Source organism: Variibacter gotjawalensis (genome assembly GCF_002355335.1).
Taxonomy (GTDB): Bacteria; Pseudomonadota; Alphaproteobacteria; order Rhizobiales; family Xanthobacteraceae; genus Variibacter; species Variibacter gotjawalensis.
Genome location: NZ_AP014946.1, coordinates 3,784,803 through 3,803,834 on the forward strand (window position 1 = coordinate 3,784,803; position 19,032 = coordinate 3,803,834).

At 62.9% G+C, this 19,032-nt stretch carries 23 protein-coding genes; 12 read left to right on the forward strand and 11 right to left on the reverse strand.

The genetic code is table 11. The features are described 5' to 3' along the window. Window positions 1-3: 3 nt before the first annotated feature. Complete coding sequence (gene gcvA / locus GJW30_RS18595) at window positions 4-936, reverse strand: transcriptional regulator GcvA (protein WP_157746788.1); 933 nt, start codon at window positions 934-936, stop codon at window positions 4-6. Between the two features lie 142 nt (window positions 937-1,078). Here gcvA and GJW30_RS18600 point away from each other — a divergent pair, with 142 nt between their 5' ends. After that, complete coding sequence (locus GJW30_RS18600; protein WP_096357905.1) at window positions 1,079-1,381, forward strand: hypothetical protein; 303 nt, start codon at window positions 1,079-1,081, stop codon at window positions 1,379-1,381. 8 nt (window positions 1,382-1,389) lie between these two features. On the opposite strand, the gene GJW30_RS18605 is transcribed toward GJW30_RS18600, so the two are convergent. From GJW30_RS18605 to GJW30_RS18615, 3 genes are read right to left on the reverse strand one after another with little or no spacing between them, the layout of a single operon-like run. Beyond that, entirely contained in the window at window positions 1,390-2,181 is a 792-nt protein-coding gene (locus GJW30_RS18605) for an enoyl-CoA hydratase-related protein (RefSeq protein ID WP_096357906.1), read from the reverse strand. 10 nt (window positions 2,182-2,191) lie between these two features. Further along, window positions 2,192-2,803 (reverse strand): glutathione S-transferase family protein, encoded by a 612-nt coding sequence (locus GJW30_RS18610; protein ID WP_096357907.1) that lies wholly within the window; start codon window positions 2,801-2,803, stop codon window positions 2,192-2,194. Between the two features lie 56 nt (window positions 2,804-2,859). Then, the gene (locus GJW30_RS18615) at window positions 2,860-3,336 is read right to left on the reverse strand and encodes a thermonuclease family protein (protein WP_245408557.1); all 477 of its coding nucleotides are present in this window, start codon (window positions 3,334-3,336) and stop codon (window positions 2,860-2,862) included. A 137-nt stretch (window positions 3,337-3,473) separates the two neighbouring features. Here GJW30_RS18615 and GJW30_RS18620 point away from each other — a divergent pair, with 137 nt between their 5' ends. The 3 genes from GJW30_RS18620 to GJW30_RS18630 all read left to right on the forward strand — a co-directional run bounded on the left by GJW30_RS18620 (window position 3,474) and on the right by GJW30_RS18630 (window position 6,095). Then, window positions 3,474-5,093, forward strand: a complete 1,620-nt coding sequence (locus GJW30_RS18620) for a sensor histidine kinase (protein ID WP_096357909.1) — start codon at window positions 3,474-3,476, stop codon at window positions 5,091-5,093. A 127-nt stretch (window positions 5,094-5,220) separates the two neighbouring features. Then, complete coding sequence (locus GJW30_RS18625; protein WP_208408092.1) at window positions 5,221-5,355, forward strand: DUF1289 domain-containing protein; 135 nt, start codon at window positions 5,221-5,223, stop codon at window positions 5,353-5,355. Continuing rightward, window positions 5,352-6,095 (forward strand): TIGR02281 family clan AA aspartic protease, encoded by a 744-nt coding sequence (locus GJW30_RS18630; protein WP_096357910.1) that lies wholly within the window; start codon window positions 5,352-5,354, stop codon window positions 6,093-6,095. The genes GJW30_RS18625 and GJW30_RS18630 overlap by 4 nt, the downstream gene beginning before the upstream one ends. A gap of 59 nt (window positions 6,096-6,154) precedes the next feature. On the opposite strand, the gene GJW30_RS18635 is transcribed toward GJW30_RS18630, so the two are convergent. Further along, window positions 6,155-6,976 carry a sulfite exporter TauE/SafE family protein gene (locus GJW30_RS18635; protein ID WP_245408558.1) on the reverse strand — a complete coding sequence of 274 codons (822 nt, stop codon included), beginning with the start codon at window positions 6,974-6,976 and terminating at the stop codon, window positions 6,155-6,157. Window positions 6,977-7,005: 29 nt separating this feature from the next. Further along, on the reverse strand, window positions 7,006-7,974 hold the full coding sequence (gene dusA / locus GJW30_RS18640) for a tRNA dihydrouridine(20/20a) synthase DusA (protein ID WP_245408559.1): 969 nt from the start codon (window positions 7,972-7,974) through the stop codon (window positions 7,006-7,008). 212 nt (window positions 7,975-8,186) lie between these two features. Between dusA and GJW30_RS22870 the strand changes: the two genes are divergently transcribed. Next, window positions 8,187-8,342, forward strand: coding sequence for a hypothetical protein (locus GJW30_RS22870; protein WP_165391585.1), 156 nt, complete (start codon window positions 8,187-8,189; stop codon window positions 8,340-8,342). A gap of 18 nt (window positions 8,343-8,360) precedes the next feature. Here GJW30_RS22870 and ku read toward each other — a convergent pair whose 3' ends face one another. After that, complete coding sequence (gene ku / locus GJW30_RS18650; protein ID WP_096357914.1) at window positions 8,361-9,173, reverse strand: non-homologous end joining protein Ku; 813 nt, start codon at window positions 9,171-9,173, stop codon at window positions 8,361-8,363. 106 nt (window positions 9,174-9,279) lie between these two features. Here ku and GJW30_RS18655 point away from each other — a divergent pair, with 106 nt between their 5' ends. After that, window positions 9,280-9,477: a hypothetical protein gene (locus GJW30_RS18655; protein ID WP_096357915.1), complete on the forward strand. Its 198-nt coding sequence runs from the start codon at window positions 9,280-9,282 to the stop codon at window positions 9,475-9,477. 12 nt (window positions 9,478-9,489) lie between these two features. Here the strand turns inward: GJW30_RS18655 and GJW30_RS18660 are convergent, their stop codons facing one another. Then, a complete protein-coding gene (locus tag GJW30_RS18660) occupies window positions 9,490-9,885 on the reverse strand; it encodes a DUF930 domain-containing protein (protein WP_096357916.1) in 396 nt (131 codons plus the stop codon). 109 nt (window positions 9,886-9,994) lie between these two features. On the opposite strand from GJW30_RS18660, the gene GJW30_RS18665 reads away from it, so the two are divergent. The 5 genes from GJW30_RS18665 to GJW30_RS18685 all read left to right on the forward strand — a co-directional run bounded on the left by GJW30_RS18665 (window position 9,995) and on the right by GJW30_RS18685 (window position 14,990). Beyond that, window positions 9,995-11,026 (forward strand): ABC transporter ATP-binding protein, encoded by a 1,032-nt coding sequence (locus tag GJW30_RS18665; protein WP_096358921.1) that lies wholly within the window; start codon window positions 9,995-9,997, stop codon window positions 11,024-11,026. A 53-nt stretch (window positions 11,027-11,079) separates the two neighbouring features. Then, a complete protein-coding gene (locus tag GJW30_RS18670) occupies window positions 11,080-12,369 on the forward strand; it encodes an ABC transporter substrate-binding protein (protein WP_096357917.1) in 1,290 nt (429 codons plus the stop codon). A gap of 67 nt (window positions 12,370-12,436) precedes the next feature. Then, on the forward strand, window positions 12,437-13,315 hold the full coding sequence (locus GJW30_RS18675) for a carbohydrate ABC transporter permease (protein WP_096357918.1): 879 nt from the start codon (window positions 12,437-12,439) through the stop codon (window positions 13,313-13,315). Next, a complete protein-coding gene (locus GJW30_RS18680; RefSeq protein ID WP_096357919.1) occupies window positions 13,312-14,151 on the forward strand; it encodes a carbohydrate ABC transporter permease in 840 nt (279 codons plus the stop codon). The genes GJW30_RS18675 and GJW30_RS18680 overlap by 4 nt, the downstream gene beginning before the upstream one ends. Next, window positions 14,148-14,990, forward strand: a complete 843-nt coding sequence (locus GJW30_RS18685) for an endonuclease/exonuclease/phosphatase family protein (protein WP_130364589.1) — start codon at window positions 14,148-14,150, stop codon at window positions 14,988-14,990. Before GJW30_RS18680 ends, GJW30_RS18685 begins: the two co-directional genes overlap by 4 nt. Before the next feature lie 6 nt (window positions 14,991-14,996). Here GJW30_RS18685 and GJW30_RS18690 read toward each other — a convergent pair whose 3' ends face one another. From GJW30_RS18690 to GJW30_RS18700, 3 genes are all read right to left on the reverse strand, one after another. Continuing rightward, window positions 14,997-16,280, reverse strand: coding sequence for a type II toxin-antitoxin system HipA family toxin (locus tag GJW30_RS18690; protein ID WP_096357921.1), 1,284 nt, complete (start codon window positions 16,278-16,280; stop codon window positions 14,997-14,999). Continuing rightward, a complete protein-coding gene (locus GJW30_RS18695) occupies window positions 16,270-16,608 on the reverse strand; it encodes a helix-turn-helix transcriptional regulator (protein ID WP_096357922.1) in 339 nt (112 codons plus the stop codon). The genes GJW30_RS18690 and GJW30_RS18695 overlap by 11 nt, the downstream gene beginning before the upstream one ends. A gap of 161 nt (window positions 16,609-16,769) precedes the next feature. Beyond that, window positions 16,770-18,065, reverse strand: coding sequence for an NAD(P)/FAD-dependent oxidoreductase (locus tag GJW30_RS18700; protein WP_096357923.1), 1,296 nt, complete (start codon window positions 18,063-18,065; stop codon window positions 16,770-16,772). A 97-nt stretch (window positions 18,066-18,162) separates the two neighbouring features. Between GJW30_RS18700 and GJW30_RS18705 the strand changes: the two genes are divergently transcribed. Continuing rightward, window positions 18,163-19,026 (forward strand): VOC family protein, encoded by an 864-nt coding sequence (locus GJW30_RS18705; protein ID WP_096357924.1) that lies wholly within the window; start codon window positions 18,163-18,165, stop codon window positions 19,024-19,026. Window positions 19,027-19,032: the final 6 nt, after the last annotated feature.

A 19,032-nucleotide genomic window follows, 5' to 3' on the forward strand; every position in this document is an offset into this window, starting at 1 on the left:
CTGCTACCGAGACGATCCTGTTGATGTCGCGGCATCAAATGGCACCCATTTGGCCTTGGTCTCTGCCATTTCGGCGAACAGCCAGTCGCGGAAGGCGCGCACCTTCGGCCGCGTCTCGTGCCCTTTCGGGCAGACGAAATGGTAGGCGCGCTCCGTGATCGGCAATTGTGGGCCGAACGGGATCACCAGCCTACCGTTATGCACGTCGTCGGACGCGATGAGTTTGTAGGACATCGACACACCGGCCGCCGCCACCGCCGCGTCGAGCGCATGGTCCGCCACGTTGAAACGGAGCCCGCGTGAGCCGTCGATGCCATGCGCCCCGGCGACTTCCAGCCACTCGGACCAGTTCGGCGGGCGCTGCGACGATGTCGGAATGTCGTAGTGGATGAGCGAAAACCGCGCGAGATCGTCGACCGTGCGCAATCCAGCCTCGATCAGGCGCGGGCTGCAGACCGGCACCACCGAGTCGTCGAACAGCTTCTCGACGTAGAGTTCCGGGTGATGCCCGTCGCTGAGGCGGATCGCGACATCGACGCCGTCAGCCGTGAAATCCGCCACCGCGAGGCTGGCCGCGAGCCGCGGATCGACCTCCGGGTGCTGGTTGAGAAACTTCCACAGCCTTGGCACCAGCCATTTCGCCGTGAAACCCGGTGTCGCGCTGATGACCAGGAAGCGGTCTTCCTTGCGCCGGCCGAGCCGTCCGATCGCATCGTGCAGCGCTTCGAAGCCCGCATGCAGGCCGGGATAAAGCATGTCCCCGGCCTCGGTGAGCTCGATCGAACGCGCGCGGCGGTGAAACAGCGGGACCCCGAGCTGATCCTCTAAGCCTTTGATCTGGTGCGATAATGCCGCCGGCGTGACGTGCAGCTCGTCGGCCGCCCGGGCAAACGAAAGATGACGCGCGATCGCTTCGAAGGCACGGAGGGCGTTCAATGGCGGCAATGGCCTGCGCATCGATGAGATTCTCTCACTCATAAGGCGAGAAAGTATCGTTTGAAATGGCGCTCTGCAAGCGCGACATAGAGGTCAAAGCAAATTCGTACCCCTGAGATTCTCTAACCATAGGAGCATCCCCATGGCTCTTTTAAATCCCCTGAACGACGACCGCCACGCTTTGGCACCGCTCGCCGGCTGGCCGACTACGCCGCGCGCAACCGGCATCCTCGCCGCTCTCTACCGCGGATGGATCCGCTATCGGTCCTGGCAGGCTCGCCGCGAAACGGTCCGCCAGCTGTCGGCGCTGGACCGGCGCACGTTGCGCGACCTCGAAATCATGCCGACCGAGATCGAGTCGCTGGTCTATGCGGAGAATAACGACCGCACCCACAGCTACGATCGCAACTGGTGGCGCACCCGCAACGAAATCCGCCGCGGCTAAGTCGCCCCTCAGCGCCCGACGAATTTCGGCGGGCGCTTTTCTTTGAACGCTGCAATTGCTTCCTGCGAGTCTTCGGTCAGCGCGGCGCGACGCTGCAAATCGCGTTCGACGTTCAGCTGAGCCGCAAGATCGTTGCCGAGGCTCTTGCGTGCCGCATCCTTGATCATCCGATACGTCGCCGTCGGCCCCGCCGCGATTTTCTTCGCGAACTTCTGTAGGTCGTCCGCGAAGGTCGCGTCATCGAAGAGCTGATGCGCGATGCCGAGGCGGTGCAACTCCGTCGCCGGCACCTGATCGCCAGACAGCATCAGCGCCAGCGCCTGCTTCGGCCCGACCAGACGCGGCAGGAACCACGTGCCGCCGGCATCCGGCACCAACCCGATGCGCACGAAAATCTGCTGCATGTAGGCTGAGCGCGCCGCGACGACGATGTCGCAGGCGAGCGCGATATTCGCCGCCGCGCCGACCGCAAGACCATTCACGCCCGCAATCGTCAGCTTCGCGTTGTTGTAGAGACGCAGCACGAGCGGGTTGTAATCCTTGTCGAGACGGGCACCCGCATCCGGCTGGCCGTCCGGCCCGAGGATGCGCTCTTCACGCAAATCTTGACCGGCCGCGAAAGCACGTCCCTCGCCCGTGATGACGATACAGTGGACGTTGTCATCCTTCTCCGCCGCATCGAGCGCGTCGCGCAGTTCCGCATGCACCACGGAGGTGAATGCGTTGAGCTTGTCCGGCCGCGCCATCGTGATCGTGCCGACACCGTCGGCGACCGCGTAGCGAATAGTCTCGTAACCCATCGTCGTGTCCTTAAGCTTTCGCGCTCGGGCGCTCACTCACCTGCGCATACCACCGCGCGACATTCTTCAGTGCAGGCGGCACCGACAACTTCGCGACTTTCATGAAATCGACCGCGATCATCCCGGAGATATCCGCGACGGAATAATGCTCACCCGCGACGAAAACGTTATCCTTCAACTGCGCATCGAGCACCGAGAGAAACTCGATGACGCGCGGTTTGTTGGCCTCGCCCCATTGGGCAACCTGCGGCTGTTCCATCTCGGCCATCGCGGGATGCAGATGACGGAATACGTTCGCGATCGAGTTGAGGAAATTCATCTCGATACGGCGCTGCCACATCTCGACTATCGCGATCTCGAGCGCGGAACGGCCGAACAGCGGCGGATCGGGACGCAACGCTTCGAAGTAGCGGCAGATCGCGATCGATTCCGCGATCGCGGTGCCGTCGTCGAGGATCAGCACCGGCACGCGCTGGATCGGATTGATAGCGGTGAATTCCGGCGATTTGTGCTGCTTGTTGGCGAGATCGACCTGCTCGGTCTCGATCGACAACCCTTTCTCGGCGAGAAAAACGCGCACGCGGCGCGGGTTCGGCGCGCGGCCGGCATCGTAGAGCTTCATCGTTTCCGCCCGGTTATTGTCATTGAGCCGCAATCGATCAGAGCTGATCCGGGTGGTCAAGGAGAGGGCCGGCGTGGATTGCGCGAACGCCATACGCCCGGCGGCTCGAATTGCGACGACCAGATGCCGCGTCCGGCATCGCGCGCCTCTCGTTCGTCCGCCTCGTAGGCTCCGTAAGCGACCGCGTAACCGCCCTTGATCATCGCTGCGCCGAGATCGAGACCACCGACCGAGCATGTCGCGACCGTGCGCCCGTAACGATCACGGTCCTTCGACCGGCAGCTCACCGCTCTGCCGTTGATCGCGCGGCGCAACGCTTGCGCGGCCTCGCTGCCGCAGCTCCACGGCTGCCCGGCTCGCGTGCACGACTGGTGAAGCTCAACCGCATCGATCCCGTAGATGCGGATTTCCGTCGACCCGACCCAGAGACTATCGCCGTCGATAACCCGCGCCTGCCCGCTCAACGCAGGCGTGCTCTGCTCGCGCCACCAGCCGACCGCCGCAATCGCGCCGACGACCAGCAACCAGATCACCAGATTGCGCGTTCGCGGGCTAAACGACCCAAGATTTCGCTTTGTGTAGGAAGACCCGCGCATTAAGCGCCGTCATATGCGGATTCTACCCATTCGGGTTAGGCTTTTTTAAGCGACTTTCCCCGCATAACTGAGGGATGCTCCCTGCCTCCCCGGATAGCGCAACTGCGAGTGCCCAGCGCGATGCCGAAGCCGCGCGCGCGGCTGCGGCCTCGCCGCGCCGCAGCACGGCGCGCCGGGTGCGCGAAGCACGGGACCGCCTAACCTCCTCGACCGGTACCCGGCCGGCCTTTGACCAGGAGCTGATCCGGCAATTCGCCTCCAATCGGATTTCTGCCGTCCTCGCGATTAGCATCCTCGTCGCCGCTGTCGGCATTTTTTCCGCGCAGTGGAATGGCGAGCTCCTAGCTGTAGTTTGGACCTCCGCAACACTCTGCATCGTCGGGCTGACCTGGATCCAATGCCGCAAGTTCCTGGCCCTCGACACGGACGGCACTGATATCCGCGCCTGGCGTATGCGCTTCACGCTGCTCGATGTGGCGTTCGGCTCGGCCTGGATGATCCTCATCCTGTCGATGCTGGGAGACGTCTCGTCGGTGACGAGCACGTTCGTGCTCTTCATCTTGCTGCTGATCATCGCACTCGCCGCGATGCTCTCGTCGACGTTGCCGACCGCGCTCTTCGCGACGACCCTGCCGGCACTGACGGCCGTCACGGTCTATTACGCGCTGCACGGCCGGTTCGAACATTACGTGATGATCGCGATGGCGATCGGCGCACAGGTCTATTTCGCGCTCATCGCGCACCGCCTCTACTCGGGCACGCTCGACACGCTCATCGCTCGCGCCGAGAAGGACGCACTGATCGGCGAACTCGAACAATCGAAAGCGAATTCCGACGAAGCACGCCGCAACGCCGAGGAAGCCAACCTCGCGAAGTCGCGCTTCCTTGCGCAGATGAGTCACGAGCTGCGCACGCCGCTCAATGCGATCCTCGGCTTTTCCGAGGTGATGAAGAGTGAAGTATTCGGCGAACATTCCTCGCCGATCTACAAGGAATATGCAGGCGACATTCACAGCTCGGGCGAGCACCTGCTCAATCTCATCAACGAAATTCTCGATCTCTCGCGCGTCGAAGCCGGCGGCTACGAGCTGAAAGAAGAAAGCGTCTCGCTCCCAGGTGTCGTCGAAGACTGCCACCATCTTCTCAAGATGCGCGCGCAAAGCCGTAGTATCCGCATCAGCCAGAACTTCGAGCAGCATTTGCCGCGCGTCTGGGCGGACGAGCGCGCGGTGCGCCAGATCGTCCTCAACCTACTCTCCAACGCGATCAAGTTCACGCCGCAGGGCGGCGAGATCTGGCTCAAGGTCGGCTGGACTGCGTCCGGCGGCCAGTACATCTCGGTGCGAGACAACGGTCCCGGCATTCCGGAAGACGAAATCCAGATCGTGCTCTCGTCGTTCGGCCAAGGCTCGAACGCGATCAAGTCCGCCGAACGCGGCGCCGGCCTCGGCCTTCCGATCGTCAACGGCCTGATCGAACTTCACGGCGGCTCGTTCGCCATCAAGTCGAAGCTGCGCCAAGGTACCGAGGTGCTCGTCAACTTCCCGCCGCAGCGCGTCGTTTCGGCGCTTGCGCCGATCCACAACGGCGCGCCGCCGACCGTGCCGAACGCAGAGCCGGAGCCCGAACTCGCGCCGACGCCGAAGGGCCCGCGTCCGAGCCTGCGCAAGAAGCCAGGCCCGTTAAGCGCTTGAGGCCCGGACAGCAGATTGTCGCAGGTCAACGCATTGATAAGCTGGCTCATTCGTGATCGATTGCGCCGCCGTGCAGCCCATCATCTCTCCCTGCGTCAAGATTTGCGTGCTAGACCCCGATTCGAAGATGTGCCTCGGATGCGGGCGCACGATCGGCGAAATCGGGAACTGGTCGCGACTGACCGACGAAGAGCGAAGACGGATTATGGATGAGTTACCGGACCGCCTGACGCAGCGCCGGCCACACGAGACGAACCCATGAGACGCGCCGAAGAGCGCGAGAAGAAGCGCGAGTCCGGCAGCGGCAAACGCCTCTTCTGGGGGCTGCTGATCGGTCTCGGCCTCGCCTTCCTCATCCTCGTCGCACGCCACGACAAGGAGACCATCGCGGGCCTGGGGCTCGACGATTTCAGCGCACTGGTTGTCAAAGTCGCGCTGCTGGTGTTCCTCGCCGGTTCCGTCATCGCCCTGTTCCGTCATCGCTTGGGCGCCGCTCTCGAAGCCGCCGTGTTCTGGGTGCTGATCGGCCTCGTGCTCGCGGCCGGCTACACGTATCGCTTCGAACTTCAGCAGATCGGCAATCGCATTCTCGCCGAGCTCGTGCCCGGACGGCCGACGTCGCGTGGTCACGCGGTCGAGATCGCGCGCGGCCGCGGCGGTGAATACGCGATCACGACGGAAGTCAACGGAACGAAGACGCAGATGATCCTCGACACCGGCGCAAGCGCCGTGGTGTTGACGCAAGAAGCCGCGCGTAGCGCCGGCCTGCCGATGGAAGTGCTGCAATATTCCGTCGCCGTCGATACCGCGAACGGGCGCACGCGCGCAGCCCCAATCACGCTCGACAAACTCTCGGTCGGCAGCATCGTTGAACGCTCGGTGCCGGCGCTGATCGCACAGCCAGGTCAGCTGAAAACCAACCTGCTCGGCATGAGCTTCCTCAATCGTCTCGAAAGCTGGGAAGTGCGCGGCGATAAGCTGGTGTTACGCGGTTTCCCGTAAGAGCATTTCCAGGTGAAGTGGAGACCGGTTCACCGTCCGGAAATGCGACCAACCAAAAGTTACCAGATCAAGCTCGCGACGAAGCGCAGCGTGACGAAGCTTAGAAACAAGCCGAACAAAATTTCGAGCTTGCGGCGCGACAGCTTATGCGCGAGCCGCGCGCCATAGGGCGCGACCAGGCTCGTGATCGGCGCCATCAGAAATAGTCCGATCAACGAAACGAAGCCGAGCGAGAACGGCGGCAGCATCGCTAAATGTGGAATGCCCGCGATGATGAAACTGATCGTTCCGGCAATTGCGATCACGACGCCGACGCCGGATGAATAGCCGATCGCGGTGTGGATGGGCGTGCCGTAGAGCGTCAGCACCAGCGTCGCAACCGAACCACCGCCGACGCCCATCAGCGCCGAGTAGAGGCCGATGACGAAGCCATACAACGACATCAGCCATCGGCCGGGCAGCGTCTCGCCGAGCCGCCACGTGTCGCTGCCGATAAACATCTTCGCGGCGAGCAGACTCGCGACGACAACGAACGAAATCTTGAACACCCAGCCCGGCGCGATCGCCGCGATGAAGCCGCCGAGCGCGACGCCGACGACGATCGGAATCAACCAGCGGCGAAACACATCCATCGACAGCACGAGCGCGCGCCGATGTGTCATGAAAGCGCGGATCGATGTCGGCAGAATAATCGCGAGAGACGTTCCGACGCAGAGCTGCATGCGCACATCTTCGGGCACACCGGCGGCGCGAAAGACTTCGTAGAGAACCGGAACGATGATGCCGCCGCCGCCGACGCCGAACACGCCGGCGAGCAGGCCCGTGAGTGCACCGCCCGCGATGATCAGCGCTGCGAGCAGCGCGAGTTCCGAGGCCGGCATTCCGAATATCATGTGAGTAAACCGTGCGGTCAGGCCGCTGCAATGTCCGCGTCGGCGTAGCCGTTATCCGAGACCTTGTCGAGCGCATCCTGCAGCGTCTGCAACCCGGCGCCGGGCTTGACGCCTTCGACTGCGAGATGACGGCGGAAGTGCCGCGCGCCGGGCACGCCGTGAAAGAGTCCGTGCATGTGGCGTGTGATGCTGTGCAATCGCAGACCGCCCGTGAGCTGATGTTCGATGTAAGGAAACAACTGCGCCACCGCGTCCTTCACCGAACTCGCGGGCGCTTCGCCGCCGAAGATCGCAGCGTCCACATCGAGCAGGCGCCACGGCTCCTGATATGCGCTGCGCCCCATCATCACGCCGTCGACATGCGCAAGGTGCGCTCGCGCCTCCTCGATCGACTTCACGCCGCCGTTGATGACAACGGTCAACGTCGGATTCGCTCGCTTCAAACGATAGACGCGGTCGTAGTCGAGCGGCGGGATGTCACGGTTCTCGCGTGGCGAGAGCCCCTTGAGCCACGCCTTGCGCGCATGCACGATCAAAAGCTCGCATCCGGCCGCAACGACGGCGGCCGTCAGCGCGTCGAGCGACGCCGCCGGATCCTGATCGTCGATGCCGATACGGCACTTCACCGTCACAGGAATTTTCACCGCCGCCTTCATCGCGGCGACGCAATCGCCGACCAACTGCGGCTCCGCCATCAGGCAAGCACCGAAGCGCCCGTCCTGAACACGGTCGGACGGACAGCCGACGTTGAGGTTGATCTCGCGGTAGCCGAATTCTTCGCCGATCCGCGCGCTGGTCCCGAGCGCTGCCGGATCGCTACCGCCCAGCTGCAGCGCGACCGGCTGCTCCTCCGGCGAAAAGCCAAGCAGCCGCTGCCGGTCGCCGTGGATGATCGCACCGGTCGTCACCATCTCGGTATAGAGCAAGGCATGCCGCGTCAGCCGACGGTGGAGCGCCCGGCAATGCCGGTCGGTCCAGTCCATCATCGGGGCCACCGAAAAGCGGTGGCTGCCGGGCCTGTCGACGCTGCTAACCATAGGCTCCTGCTGCGAGAACGCGATTTCGGGGAGCGTATGGCACAATTCGCCGTCCGGCGCGACAGCCTACAGCGGACCCCGTCCGGAACGGTCCACTGCGCCGGGCGTTAAGCCGGTGGTAAAGCGGGATGGTCCGCGACGATCCGGAGCGCAAGCCAAACATGACCAGTAAGGCCAAGACACCTAACGATCCGAAGAAGGACGAGCAGCCGGCGGCTGGGCCTCACGACAAGCCCGAACTGACCGATAAGGACAAGACCCCCGGCGCCGGCACGCTACCCGAACCCGGCGAGTCCGAGGATTCGACTGCCGGCTAGGTCGATGGTTACGCGGAATTAGGCCGCCTTCTTCCGCCGCTTCTTCTTCGCTCCGCCCGATCCATCGAGACTACGTTTCAGCGCCTCGCGCAGATCGATAACGTTGTCGTCTTTCGGCTTCGGCTTCGGCGCCTCGATCTTGCGGCCCGCCGACTTTTTCTTGACCAGCTTCCGCAAAGCCAACTCGTAGCGATCCTTGAATTTCTCCGGCGCGAACTTGCCCTTCATGCTTTCAAGAATGTGCTCGGCGAGTTTCACCATGTCGCGCGCCGGCCGCACCGCTTTGATGCCGGAGAAGTAGGACTTTGCATCACGCACTTCGTGATCGTAACGCAGCACGGTGCCGATGATGCCTTTATCGAGCGGCTCGAGCGCGATCGTATGTTCGCGATTGGCGATCACGATCCGCGCCAACGCGAAACGATCTTTGTCTTTCATCGCATCGCGGATAACCGCGAAAGCATCCGCGCCGACCTTACCGCGCGGCGCGATGTAGTAGCCGCGATCGAAATAGCGTTTGTCGATTTCGTCGACCGGCACGAAACTCTCGATGTCGATCACGTGCGTATTCTCGAACTCGATCGCATCGAGTTCGTCTGCCGTGATCGCGACGTACTTTCCCTTGCTGAGTTCGTAGCCTCGCCCCTTGTCATCCTTGTCGACAACACGTCCGGATTTCTCGTCGACCATTTGCTGACGCAGGCGATGACCGGTCTTCGCGTTGATCTGGTGAAATCGCGTTTTGCCCCCGCCGGTGATCGCCGGGAACAGCTCGACCGGACAATTGACGAGCGAAAGCTTCAGATAGCCCTTCCAGTAGGCGCGCGGCATGATCCACTCCTCGATACCACATCAATTGGAGCGACCGGCATTCGGTTCCAACCAGACCGCGGTTGAACTTGAGCGAGACTTTCTGCGACAAACTGTCGGGAGAACGATGATGCGCATAGCACTGACGATGATGTTCACGCTCGCGTTCGCCGCGATGGCGGGCCACAGCAGCGCGGCGACTTTCTGCAATCCGAAGGGCTCGTCGGCGCCCGGCTACTGCGGGAACATCCCGCACAAGACGAAAGCGAAAGCGCACAAGCCACGCATCAAGCCGATGCCAGCAGGGCCTGTGCGAAAGGGCTAGTTGGACTCGCCCCTAGAACAATCCCAGCGTCGCCCATTCTTTGCGTTCGACCTTGTTGCCGATCTTATACTCGAACGACAGCACACTCATGTGGTCGCTCGCGGCATCGCAGCTGAACGAAAAGCGATACCACTCCCCTTTGCTGCGGAAGGCGCCGCCGGTCCCACGCAAACTATGGCCGTTGCGCTTCGGCTCGCCGAGCTGATCGACCATCGCGCGATCCGGGCGGTGCGGGGTTCCGTCGCGCGCGATACGGTTCATCGCTTCGAGATCGCACACTTGTGTGAGCCGGCTCTCCGGATCCATTTTTTTCAAGGCCGCCTGAGCTCGGCGGTCGGCGGCGTGCAGCGCTCCGGCGAGGAGCGTCAACGGAATACAAAGGGCCAAAGTCCAAACAATCGATTTCATTCTTGCCAGTCGTTGTTTTGGGCTGTTGAAGAGAGGGGCGCGGCGGACACATTTGATCCAAGCCACGATTTTATGTTGTCTGCCCTCACCTCAGCCGGAGTTGTTGTCCTTGCCTACCATCCTCGTAGAGGGCGTGTCGAGATTATGGGGCGAGACCGCCGCAGTTCGTGATGTGAGTTTCAAGGTCGAGGCGGGCTCGCTGGTCGCCCTGCTCGGCCCCTCCGGCTGCGGAAAGTCGACGACGCTGCGTCTCATCGCGGGCCTCGATTTTCCGAATGCTGGGCGAATACTGATTGGCGATCGGGACGTTACGCAGTTGCCGCCGGCGAAGCGCGGCATCGCGATGGTGTTTCAAAGCTACGCGCTCTTCCCACATCTGAGCGTGGCCGAGAACATCATCTTCGGCTTGCGCGTCCGCAACGTCGATCGCGCCGAGCGCGACAAGCGCCTCAGGGACGTTGCGCAACTGCTCGGCCTTGCGCCGTTGCTCGAACGCAAACCGTCGCAGCTCTCCGGCGGCCAGCAGCAACGCGTCGCACTCGCGCGCGCCGTCGTCGCTCAGGCGGAAGTCTGTCTGATGGACGAGCCGCTTTCGAATCTCGACGCACAGCTTCGCCTCGAAATGCGCCGCGAGATCCGCGCGTTGCAGCAGCGTCTCGGCATGACGATGATCTACGTCACGCACGACCAGGTCGAAGCGATGACGATGGCGGACCGCATCATCCTGATGCGCAACGGCCAGATCGAGCAGAACGGCACGCCGACCGAACTCTACGCTTCGCCCGCGACGACATTCTCGGCGCGCTTCATCGGCACGCCGCCGATGAATGTGGTTCCGGCAACCGCAGTCGCGAGCCGCCCCATCGCGCAGACGCTGCTGGGCCAGCGCTCTGCCGACGATATCTATATCGGTGTTCGCCCCGAAAGCGTCAGGCTCGACGATGCGGGCGTTGCCGCCGAAGTGATCGCGGCCGAGTATCTCGGCGCCGATACGTTGCTGGAAACCCGCGTCGGCGGCGCGCCTTTCGTTGCGCGCATCGCCGGCAAGACGGACGTCGCGCGCGGCGCGACCGTACACTTCGCCTGGTCCCCCGACGACCAACATCTCTTTGATCGAAAGAGTGAACAGCGCTTAGTATAACTGTCACATAACAACAATAACGAGAACGCGTCCGACAACAGAGGGAACAACAAATGGACCGCAGACAATTCCTGGCCGGCACGGCCGCAGCCACCACGCTCTCCATCGCGGCACCCGCGATCGCGCAAAACGCGCCGACCGAAGTTTCGTTCTTTTATCCGGTCGCAGTCGGCGGCCCGGTGACGAAGATCATCGACGGCTATGCGGCCGACTTCAACAAAGAGAATCCGGATGTGAAGATCACGCCGGTCTATTCCGGCACCTATCAGGACACGATCGCGAAGGTGCTCACCGCGCACAAGAGCGGCTCGCCGCCGACGCTTTCCGTGCTGCTCTCGACCGACATGTTCACGCTGATCGACGAAGACGCGATCGTGCCGATCGACAGCTTCGTCAAGACCGACGCCGACAAAGCCTGGATGCAGGGCTTCTTCCCGGCCTTCATGCTCAACAGCCAGACCGAGGGAAAGACCTGGGGCATTCCGTTCCAGCGCTCGACCATCGTGCTCTTCTGGAACAAGGACGCCTTCAAGGAAGCCGGCCTCGATCCCGAAAAGCCGCCGCAGACGTGGGCCGAGCACACGGCCTTCGCCGAGAAGCTGACGAAGCGCGAAGGCGGCAATGTCACGCAGTGGGGCACGCAGATTCCGTCGACCGGCTTTAGCTATTGGCTGCTACAGGCACTCGCCATCGAGGCCGGCGATATCGTCGCTAATCAGAAGGGCGACACGACCTACTTCGATAAGCCGGGCGTCGTCGAAGCGCTGCAATACTGGGTCGACATGGGCCAGAAGATGAAGGTGCACGCGCCCGGCATCGTCGAATGGGGAACCACGCCGAAGGACTTCTTCGAGAAGAAGACCGCGATGATGTGGACCACGACCGGCAACCTCACGAACGTGAAGAACAACGCTAAATTCCCGTTCGGCGTCGCGATGTTGCCTTCGCAGAAGCGCCGCGGCAGCCCGACCGGCGGCGGCAACTTCAACATCGCGAAGAAAGCGACGCCGCAGCAGCAGGAAGGCGCATTCCGCTTCGCCCGCTGGCTGACGCAGCCCGAGCGCGCCGCGCGCTGGAGCGTCGAAACCGGCTACGTCGCGGTGAGCAAAGCGGCGTACGAAACGCCGGCAATGAAGGAGTATGTTGCGAGCTTCCCGGCCGCAGCCGTGGCGCGCGATCAGCTCGAATTCGCCGTCGCGGAACTCTCGACGCACGAGAACCAGCGCGTCACCAAGGCGTTCAGCGACAACATTCAGGCTGCACTCACCGGCTCGAAAGCTCCGGCCGCAGCGCTCAAGGATGCGCAGGCGGAAGCCGAACGCATCCTCAAGCCGTATCGCTAAGCGTGCGCCTCGCTTCTAACGATAACGGTGCGCGGGACATTCCCGCGCATCACTCTCCGTGGCGCGCATGAGCGATCGTTTCCGCAGTGCCATAGTCGGCTGGCTTCTTTTGCTGCCCGCGATGATTTTCCTCGTCGCGTTCACGCATTGGCCCGCCGTCGCGAGCCTGTGGGAAAGCGTCATGTCCACGCCGAAGCCGCGCCGCCCGGCGCGCTTCGTCGGCGCGGCGAATTTCGAGCAGATCTGGGCCGACCCGATCTTCTGGCAATCGCTCACCAACAATCTCTGGTTCGCGCTCGGCACGATCCCGACTTCAATCGCGCTCGCGATGCTGATGGCCGTGTGGGTCAACGACCGCCTGCCCGGCCGTACCTTCGCGCGCATGGCCTACTTTACGCCGACGATCTTGCCGATGATCGCAGTCGCCAACATTTGGCTGTTCTTCTTCACGCCGCAATACGGTCTGCTCGAGCAAATCCTCGGCGCGCTCGGCTTCGGTGCGACCAACTGGCTCGGCTCGAAAGACACGGCGCTGTGGGCCGTGACAGTTGTCGCGATCTGGAAGGAGGCCGGCTTCTTCATGATCTTCTACCTCGCAGCGCTGCAGAGCATCTCGCCGACGCTCGCCGAAGCCGCGTCGCTCGAAGGCGCATCGCGCTGGACCTATTTCCGCCGCGTCCAATTCCCGCTGCTGATGCCGACGACGCTGTTCGTTCTCATCAACGCGGTGATCAACGCCTTCCGCATGGTCGACCACATCATCGTCATGACGCGCGGCGGACCGGACAACGCGACCTCGCTGCTGCTCTTCTACATCTACCAAGTCGGCTTCAGCTTCTGGGATACGGCTTACGCAGCAGCGCTGACGATCGTGCTGCTCGCCATGCTCGCGCTGATCGCGTTCATCCAATACGGCTGGCTCGAACGGCGGGTGCACTACCGATGAGCCAGACGCCGCACGATCCCTACGCGCCGAAAGGCTTCGCCCGTGTGCTCGAAACCGGCGGCGCATGGCTGCTCGCGCTGCTGTGGATTCTCCCGCTCGCCTTTGCGTTCTGGGCCGCGTTCCATCCGCCCGAATTCGCCACGCGCTTCACGCTGACGGCGCCGCTCACGTTCGAGAACTTCACGCGCGCCTGGGTGGCCGCGCCTTTCGCGCGTTACTTCCTCAACACGATCCTGCTCGTCACGATGATCTTCGTCTCGCAGATCATTCTCTGCACGCTCGCGGCTTACGCCTTCGCGCGCTTCGAATTTCCGGGGCGCGGCATCGCTTTCGCGCTCGTCCTCGCGCAATTGATGATCATGCCGGACGTTCTCATCGTCGAGAATTACCGCACGATGAGCGCGCTCTCGCTGGTCGATACGCTGCCCGGCATCGCGCTGCCCTACGTCGCCTCGGCCTTCGGCATCTTTCTGCTGCGGCAAACCTTCCGCACCGTGCCGAAGGAGCTCGACGATGCGGCCCGTGTCGAAGGCGCAAATGCATTGCAGGTTCTGATGAAGGTCTATGTGCCGCTCGCGCGCCCGATCTACATCGCTTACGGCCTCGTGTCGGTCTCGTATCACTGGAACAACTTTCTCTGGCCGCTGATCATCACGAACTCGGTGGAGGCGCGGCCGCTCACGGTCGGCCTGCAGGTCTTCTCGTCCGGTGATCAAGGCGTCGACTGGTCGGTGATCTGCGCCGCAACGCTGCTGACATCCGGCCCGCTCCTGATCGGCTTCCTGATGTTCCAGCGCCAATTCGTGCAGAGCTTCATGCGCGCGGGGATCCGTTGAGCATTCGCGTTCTTACCTGGAACATCCAGTGGGGCCGCGGCATGGACGGCATCACGGATCTCAAGCGCATCGTCGAACACGCGCGCCAAATGGGCGATCCCGATATCTTGTGCTTTCAGGAAGTCTCCGCGCATATGCCGGATCTTGCGGACACCAACGGTGCCGATCAATTTGCCGAGCTCGCGGCGTTACTACCGCAACACACCGCGATCGCCGGAACCCCGCTGGAGATTTTCGATCCGCACGGCAAGCCACGCCGCTTCGGCAATGCGATCTTCTCGCGCTTGCCCGTGCGGCAGGTTCTCCGCCATACGCTGCCGTGGATTCCGGACGGCGAGCGCAACATGCCGCGCGGCTTGATCGAGGCGACCGTGATTGCCCCGTTCGGCCTGCTGCGCGTGATGACGACGCATCTCGAATACTTCTCGGCCGAAGCGCGCGCCGCGCAGGTCGACGCGATCCGCACGATCCATGCCGCCGCCTACATGCGGTCGAAGTCGCCACCAGACGAAGGCAAAGGCCCGTACGAACCGACGCCGCGCCCTGCCGCCGCGCTCCTGATGGGCGACTTCAACATGCCGCCCTCGCATCCGACCAAGCGGCGGATTTCCGATAAGCACGACAACGGCGCACCGCGCTTGATCGATGCGTGGAACGCGGCGCACGAACCCGAACCGCATCCGCACTCGTTCTGCATCACCGATCAGACCTACGGCCAGCCGCATTGCTGCGACTTCATGTTCGTCAGCGAAGGCCTGACGCACCGCATCGTTGAGATCGCATACGATACCGAAACACGCCTCTCGGATCATCAGCCCGTATTGCTGACGCTCGAATAGCGCGCGCTATTCCTCGTCCGGCATCAGATCTGCGATATCCGACGGTGCGCCGTCGAACGCGAACGGATTGAGGAACTGCCGGCGCCACATCAGGCTGCGGTCGACCTCGTTCATATCGGCCTCATCGCACAGCGCCGGCCAGCGATCGCGGATCACGCGCACCTGATGCCCAATGATTTCCTTCGCTTCCTTCACGGAAAGCAGGAAATTCGGCGCGGCTTTCAAGCACACCGATATCTGACTCAGTGACTCGTTGCCGACAATCAGCATCGATTGGCTAGCCTCGCCGCCTGACCGCATCTGCGGACACACGTCGTAAGCCGGCGTGAGCGTCAGCGCCTCGCCGTCCCAAAACGCCGCGTGATTGCGCGCGTGATCGTCCGTGTTCCCGCACAAGATATTGAACACGAGCCGGGCGAACAGCTCGCGCAGCGTCGCCTTCGGCTGCGTGAAACGATGACGGATGATCGTGCCGAGATTCTCGTAGCTCGCATAGCGCGCCATCATCTCGTCGAGTTCGAGCAGCGTCAGCGCCGACACGAACGCCTTGCGAATCCAGCCCTGCCCGTCCCGCTGGCGGTCGAAGCGCTCGATCAACAAGATGTCCTTGCCGGCGATATGCTCGATCTGCACCGGCGCAACGTTGAGTCCCGCCTCAGCGGCAAGCCGCATCGCGACATATTCGCCCTTCACGACGCTGTAGACGTCCTGCTGCGACGAAAACTTCGCGACGAACTTGCGCGAGTTGCTCTCGATCATCGCCTTCGGCCGCGCGCCACCGATCGAACTGCCGTGCAGCAGCGCCTGATCGAGTTCGTCGCTGAGCAGCACGCCCTGCTCGACGCGTTCGACCGCGCCGAGCAGTTCGTTCAGCGTCGATGTCGCGGTGCGCGGAATATACGTCGTTGCCGAGCGCTGGAAGTCGATCGCACCCGCGCGGTCGGAGCCGGACTCGAGCAGATACGTCATCTCGTCGAGCTGATCCGTGTCGATATCGTGCCGCTTCGCGCCGAGCTGACGATTGATGATGACGCGGCGTCCCCACGCATCCGGCGATGCATCGCGCAAGCAGCTCGGCATCTTCAGACCGTTGAGCAGCGGCAACGTGCCGGATTCGAGCGGAAGCTCCGGTGCATAGATCGGAATCGCGTTGACGCGCGTCAGATAGCTGCGGCCATAGTTGAACATCAGCTCGCCGTCGACCGCATGCAGGCGGCCGGCAACCACCGGCGAAGTCTCGCCGGGGAGCCAAAACCAGACGAATGCTTCCGTGTAGCCCTCAGAAGTCATCTTGCGTCTCGATCTTTCGTGCGCGCACGGACTTCGGCAACAACGCCAGCGTCGCAGCGTTCCCATGCAGCGCGTAGGCGATGCCGGCCTGATCGGTGCCGAACAGGTTGACGCCGGCGACCGCCGCGACCTCGAAGGCCGCGCCGATCGAAGAACCGAGGTCGCCCTTTTCGATACGCTGGACGAGGCCACGCGAAACTCCGGCCCGCTCTGCGAGCTCGGCGGCCGTCATTTTGCGGTCGATCCGGCCACGGCGGATCAGCTGCCCGAGCAGAGCAACCGCATCCTGACTATATTGCGACGATGCGCGGGTGATGGGCTTGGCCATGACGCTCTACAAATAGCTCACGTGACATTGTTATGAGCTATTTATAGATCAAATCGTAGGACCGCAAGTCTAGATCGTCAAAATGGTCTACAAATAGACCACAAATATTCTTTACGCTCTATTTAAAGACCAAAAATGGTGCATTCAGACACCACTGCAGGTCAAATCTCCATCGCATCGCGCTGCCGATACTCGATCAGCTTCAACGGCGCGATCCGGCGCGAAAAGGCATGGAAGGGGATCGGCGCCGGCTCGCTGAACGGCAGCGCTAGCTGCTCGTCCGGCGCGCCCTCCACCGCCTTGGCGAATTCCCGACCAAGCGCGACCGACATCGCCACGGCCCTGCCGTTGCACCCCGCCCAGGCGAAACCGTTCGGCCCGAGCTTATGCATGCGCGGCATCCAATCCGGCGTCAGCCCCACATAACCGTTCCAGACGTAGTCGAACGTCACATCGCCGATCTGCGGCCAGAGCTTTTGCAGCCGCCCGGCCAGCAGCTTCTTCAAACGCTCGGCGCGATTGAACGGCGAAAGCAGAATGCCGCCCGTGACCAGCCGGTTCCGTTTGTCGTAACGGCCGAAGTAAAGCTCCGCATGCGTGTCCGACATTGCTTGCCGGCCGGGGATGATCGTCTTGCGCACGTTGTCCGACAGAGGCTGCGTTGCCATCTGCCACGACAGCACCGGCACGACTTCATGCGCGATCTTCGGCGCGAGCGAGGAGAACTCCCCCGTATACGCATTCGTCGCCAAGACGAGCGAGCGCGCCGACACTTCCCCGCCAGTGGTCTTGACCACCCAGCGATCGCCGCGCCGCTCGAAGCTATCGACCGGCGAGCGCGCATAGATCACGCCGCCGGCCGCGAGCACCGCACGCGCCAAACCGCGCGTCAGCGCCAACGGATTGATGTGCCCGCCGGTGCGATTCCAGAAGCCACCGTACCAAGCGTCCGAGCCCAGCATGTCGCGCACCTGCTCGCGCGACAGCATCTCGACGGGTGCGCCGTATTTGCCCCACTGCTTGACGCGGCGCTCCGCGATCTTAATGCGGCCCGGTGTGTGCACGGGCTGCACCCAGCCGTTCTGTTCCGCTTCGGCATCGATGTCGTAGCGGCGCGCGAGATCGAAAAGATAATCCGCGCTATCGCGGATGAGAGTCACGAGTCGTTCCCCACCCGCGCCGTAACGCGCGACAATGTCCTCCGGGTCCGGCTTCGACAGCGTCGGAATGACTTGCCCGTTGTTGCGACCGGAGGCGCCCCAACCGGGCTCCTGCGCCTCGATCACCGTGACGCCGATGCCCTTTTCGCGCAGATGCAGCGCGGTCGAAAGACCCGTGAAACCGGCGCCGATAACGACGACATCCGCGGTCTGGCTGCCGGCAAGCGCGGTCAGTTCCGGTCCCGCCGCCGTCACCGCGGCCCACAGCGAAGGCGGCCACTCGACGCTTTCAGTCATCACATCTTCTCGATAGGTGTTTTCACTGGCCTCAAGACGTAGCATGTTGCTGAGAACAACGCACCGCCGGTTGGCGAGCGATAAGAAGAGGTGACGGATGGCGCTTCAGAATATCGTCGGGGTCGATCACGTGGTCGTGCTCACGCGCGATCTCGACGCGGCGGCGAAGAATTGGCAGCGCCTCGGCTTCACGCTATCGCCGCGCGGAACGCACAGCGCACATCTCGGCTCCGGCAACTACACGATCATGCTTGATCCGGACTACATCGAGCTCCTCGGCATTCTGACACCAACCGAACACAACGCGCCGAGTAGAGCTTATCTCGATGAGCGCGGCGAAGGCTTGGAGCGCACTGCATTTACCGCGGTCGATGCCGAAAAGCTCGCGGCGGAAATCAAAGGCATCGGCTACGCCGCCGTCGGCCCGATCGATTTCGGCCGACCCGTGACGCTTCCGTCCGGCGGCGAGACCGCCGCGAAATTCCGCGTCACGCAGTGGCCCGTGAGCGAAGCGCCGGCGGGCCTGCGTATCTTCGCGTGCCAGCATCTGACGCGCGAGGCCGTGTGGATTCCCGAGATCATGCATCACGCCAATACAGCGAAACACCTCGCGCGCATCGAAGTGCTCACGGACAATCCGAAAGCCGACGCTGAACATATGGCGAAGCTGATCGATCGCGGCGCGCAGGAAGAAGCCGACGGCGCTGTCCGCGTCGAATCCGGCGGAGGCCGCGCGCCCTTCATCTTCCTGACGCGCAAGACGCTGGAAGCACGGCATCCCGGCGTCCCGCTCGACGGCATGCCGAAGAGCGGCGCGGTGTCGTTGATCCTCGTCGCAGGCGATCTTAACGCCGCGCAGAAAGCCATCGGCGCCGACGCCGTGAAGACCCCGCACGCCATCTGTGTTCCGCCGGCAAAAGCCAACGGAGTGCTTCTCGGCTTCATCGCTCCGCAAGACTGATTCTCG